At 58.8% G+C, this 4,053-nt stretch carries 4 protein-coding genes; 3 read left to right on the top strand and 1 reads right to left on the bottom strand.

Translation table 11 applies throughout. The features are described from left to right. Positions 1-181, bottom strand: a 181-nt coding sequence (locus tag ACFFAR_RS26725; protein ID WP_375508775.1) for a response regulator, incomplete at its 3' end; no start/stop codon positions are given. 398 nt (positions 182-579) lie between these two features. Between ACFFAR_RS26725 and ACFFAR_RS26720 the strand changes: the two genes are divergently transcribed. From ACFFAR_RS26720 to ACFFAR_RS26710, 3 genes are all read left to right on the top strand, one after another. After that, on the top strand, positions 580-1,350 hold the full coding sequence (locus tag ACFFAR_RS26720) for a ferredoxin--NADP reductase (RefSeq protein ID WP_075359065.1): 771 nt from the start codon (positions 580-582) through the stop codon (positions 1,348-1,350). Between the two features lie 353 nt (positions 1,351-1,703). Continuing rightward, positions 1,704-3,101, top strand: coding sequence for an amino acid permease (locus ACFFAR_RS26715; RefSeq protein WP_062168628.1), 1,398 nt, complete (start codon positions 1,704-1,706; stop codon positions 3,099-3,101). Positions 3,102-3,380: 279 nt separating this feature from the next. After that, the coding region (locus ACFFAR_RS26710) for an XdhC family protein (protein ID WP_375508774.1) at positions 3,381-4,053 on the top strand (673 nt) is incomplete at its 3' end.

Below are 4,053 nucleotides of genomic sequence, written 5' to 3'. Positions count from 1 at the left end.
CAAATTGCACAGGCTTCGGATGATACTCGTCACACCCGGCGTCAAGTGCTTTCTGCCTGTCACCAGACATGGCATGCGCTGTAAGCGCGATGATCGGAATTTGTGCGGTGGCAGGGTCCAATTTGAGCATCCGCGCGACCGACCAACCATCAATGATCGGCAGATTCATATCCAGCAACATCACGTCAGGCAGCAGGGCCTTTGCCTTGCTGCCGTCGGCGGTTGTTATGATGCGGACTCCGGAAGGTTTGTATCGGGTTGTCAGCGTGTTGTCCGCGTGTTGTCCGATCTCTCGCTGAAAAACCCTCCTCGAACCCTGAAATCGCGTGTGCGGTAAAATAATGGTCTACGCGTGCGGTTGTGGGGGAAGCGGAATACCCGCACCGGCCGCGGAGGCCTTCGCAGTCACACGCCCGGTTTCAGCATGCCGCCGGAATTTCGCGTGAGCGCGCATGACCAACCTGCAGCATTGCTTTCGTTGCGCCTTTCCGGTGTTGTCGTCGCAATCGTGCCCGGTTGTCGAAACGGCTGCTGGCACGTACTACTGCGCCGCCCTGATTCCGCACTATCCATGAAGCCATGAGCAACCTTAATCCTCAAACCGTTCTGAGCGTCCATCACTGGACCGACACGCTGTTCAGCTTTACCTGCACGCGCGATTCCGCGTTTCGTTTCGAAAACGGCCAGTTCACCATGGTCGGTCTCGAAGTCGACGGCAAGCCGCTGCTGCGCGCCTACAGCCTGGCAAGCGCGAACTATGAAGAGCATCTCGAGTTCCTCAGCATCAAGGTTCAGGACGGTCCGCTGACATCGCGCCTTCAGCATTTGAAGGTCGGCGATCCTGTGCTGATCGGCAAGAAGCCAGTAGGCACGCTGGTCGCCGACAACCTCCTGCCCGGCAAAACGCTGTGGCTGCTGTCGACCGGCACGGGCCTGGCTCCGTTCATGTCGATCATCAAGGATCCGGAAGTTTACGATCGTTACGACAAGATCGTGCTTACGCACACCTGCCGTTTCGTCGATGAGCTCGCGTACAAGGATTTCATCACCGAGCATCTTCCGGCGCACGAGCACCTGGGCGAGTTGATCCAGGAAAAACTGGTGTATTACCCGACCGTGACGCGTGAAGAATTCGCGAATCGTGGCCGGATCACTGATCTTATCGAAACAAAGAAGCTTTTCTCCGATCTGGACGTCGCGCCGTTCTCGGTGGAAAACGATCGCGTCATGCTCTGCGGCAGCCCGCACATGCTGCGCGACACGCGTCAGATCCTCGATGAAATGGGCTTCCAGGAAGGAAGCAACAATCATCCGGGACATTACGTGGTGGAAAAGGCTTTTGTTGGCTGATTGATCGGCTGGCTGGCGGCAGGACAAGAGAACCGAAGCCTTGCGCTTCGGTTTTTTCGTTTGGCGGTACATAAACCGCGCGAGATACGAAATGCGCCGTCGCGACAAAAAGCTCCAGAAGGGGCTTTTTCTTCTTATTCTGCTTACAAAAGTTAAACCCATCTGTTTTTCTCATCAAGACGCAACTTTTGATTATTTCTGCTTCGAAAGCACTGTCTGGCGGAAGTCAAAATTAAGTTATCTGCAACGTTTTGCGACGCATAAGTTCCTCTCTCCGATAAAATCTCAGGTTTTCCAATCGATTTTGGCCGCCGGTCCGGCGTGCCATGCCCGAGGTTAGGAGTTCCCTGTTCATGTCTCTGTTCCGTAAGAAAAGCATCGAGCACATGCTCGCCGGCGCGCAGCGCGCCGGACTCAAGAAGACGCTCGGCGCACTCGATCTGACGTTGCTGGGCGTCGGGGCGATTATCGGCACGGGGATTTTCGTGCTGACCGGGACCGGCGCTGTCCAGGCCGGCCCGGCGCTGATGGTGTCGTTCATTTTCGCGGCAATTGCGTGCGGGCTCGCGGCGCTCGCGTATGCGGAGTTTTCATCGACGATTCCGGTTGCCGGGTCCATCTACACGTATTCGTACGCCACGCTCGGCGAGTTGGCGGCGTGGGTGATCGGCTGGGATCTGATGCTGGAGTACGGCCTAGCGACATCGGCAGTGTCTGTTGGCTGGTCAGGGTATCTGCAGTCGCTGCTCTCGGGCGTCGGCGTCGCACTGCCGACCGTGCTGACTGCGGCGCCCGGCGCCGTGCCTGGACAGTTCACCTTGTTCAACTTGCCCGCGTTTCTCGTGATGATGGCGATCACGGCGCTGCTTTCCATTGGCATCAAGGAATCGGCGCGTGTGAACAACATCATGGTCGCGATCAAGGTCGCGGTCGTGCTGATGGTGATCGGCGTTGGCGTGTTCCATGTAACGCCGACGAACTGGCATCCGTTCATGCCGAACGGCTGGGGCGGCGTGTTTGGCGCCGCAGCCGTAATGTTTTTTGCGTTTATCGGCTTCGATTCGGTGTCGTCGGCGGCCGAGGAAGTGAAGAATCCGAAGCGCGATCTGCCCATCGGCATCATTTCTTCGCTTGCGGTGTGCACGGTGCTTTATGTCGCGGTGGCTGCGGTCGTGACCGGCATTGTGCCGGCGGCGCAGTTTGCGAACACTTCGCATCCGGTGTCGTACGCGCTGCAGGTCGCGGGACAGCCGTGGGTGGCGGGTTTTATCGATCTGGGCGCCGTGCTCGGCATGCTGACCGTGATCCTGGTCATGAGCTACGGGCAGACGCGCATCATCTACGCAATGTCCCGCGACGGCTTGTTGCCCGCGCGACTTTCGAGCGTGCATCCGAAGTTCGGCACGCCGTTTTTCACGACGTGGTTCGTCGGCATCTTCTTTGGACTGATCGGCGCGCTCGTGCCGCTGAACGTGCTCGCGGAACTGATCAATATTGGCACGCTAGCTGCGTTTTCGATGGTGTCCATCGCCGTGCTGGTTCTGCGCCGTACGCATCCGGATCTGCCGCGCGCGTTCCGCTGCCCGGGCGTGCCGGTCGTGCCCATCCTCGCGGTGGCGGCTTGCCTGTTTTTGATGCTGAACCTGCAAGCGGTGACTTGGGTCGCGTTTGTTGCATGGCTCGCGATCGGACTGGCCATTTACTTCGGGTATTCGCGTCAGCATTCGAAACTGGGGCGTGGGGTGGAGTGACCCGCCCCGCGTGGGAGAGATTGCCGGACGTTCGCGCCGCCCACCGAGGCGGCGTTTTTACGCTGACAGTGAGGCACCTGTAACATGAGCGGGCGTTCCTTAGCTGTGTTTTACTTTGGTTTCGAAGCATTTACGGCGTTCGCCGAGATCCGCGAAAGCGAAATTCATAAGGCGCGTAAATTCGATGGACATCGACGTGCCGTGCACGTACACCATCGTATTCAGCGCAACGCGGCAATCTCCGGATGCCGGCAGCGAAGGTGAAGAGAAGGGGAAAACATGGACAGCGTGGATCTCGAAGTCCTGAGAAACAGTGCGCGTTGGCTCGAACGCGGGCATCGCGTATTGCTTGTGACGGTGGTCAAGACATGGGGCTCGTCGCCCCGGCCGGAAGGCGCGATGCTCGCTGTACGCGATGACGGTGCGGTGATGGGATCGGTGTCGGGTGGTTGTATAGAAGACGATCTGATCGAGCGCGTCAGGCAACGCGGAATTGAGCAGACGAAACCCGAGAGTGTGAAGTACGGGATATCGGCGGAAGAAGCGCATCGGTTCGGGCTGCCTTGCGGCGGCACGATTCAGCTCGTGCTGGAGCCGCTGTCCGTGGCGAGTGGTATCGCCGAGTTGTGCGAGACGGTGCTCGCGGGAAAACTCGTGACGCGCACGCTGGATATGCAAAGCGGCGCGGTGAAACTCGAACCGGCGCAGGAAACTGATGGCGTCATGTTCGATGACAACACGCTCTCCACCATTCACGGACCGCGGTATCGAATGCTGGTGATCGGCGCGGGGCAGTTGTCGCGGTATCTGTGCAGTATCGCGGTCGGGCTGGATTATCACGTGACCGTCTGCGATCCGCGCGAGGAGTACACGGACGAGTGGGATGTGCCCGGGACGAAGATCGTGCGCACCATGCCCGACGATACCGTCACGGAAATGAAACTCGATGAAC

Source organism: uncultured Caballeronia sp. (assembly GCF_964243625.1).
GTDB lineage: Bacteria > Pseudomonadota > Gammaproteobacteria > Burkholderiales > Burkholderiaceae > Caballeronia.
This window is presented reverse-complemented; position numbering and strand designations above follow the sequence as displayed.